The sequence below is a fragment of the Micromonospora sp. LOL_014 genome, assembly GCF_048060245.1.
Classification (GTDB): Bacteria; Actinomycetota; Actinomycetes; order Mycobacteriales; family Micromonosporaceae; genus Micromonospora_E.
Map to the genome: position 1 here is coordinate 1 of NZ_JBHMIP010000132.1, position 218 is coordinate 218.

A 218-nucleotide genomic window follows, 5' to 3' on the forward strand; every position below is an offset into this window, starting at 1 on the left:
CCGGAACAACCTTGCCTACTTGCGGGGTGAGGCGGGTGACGCTGCCGGTGCGGTGACCGCCTTCGAGCAGTTGCTCGCCGATCAGTTGCGGGTGCTGGGGCCGGATCACCCCGGTACCCTGACCACCCGCCACAACCTCGCCCTTATGCGAGGTAAGGCGGGTGACGCTGCCGGTGCGGTGACCGCCTTCGACCAGGTGCTCGCCGATCAGTTGCGGG

At 68.3% G+C, this 218-nt stretch carries 1 protein-coding gene; it reads left to right on the plus strand.

The annotated features are described in order from the left end of the window. Nucleotides 1-19 precede the first annotated feature (19 nt). A partial coding sequence (locus ACFHW1_RS28945; protein WP_416616762.1) for a tetratricopeptide repeat protein occupies nt 20-218 on the plus strand: 199 nt, incomplete at its 3' end.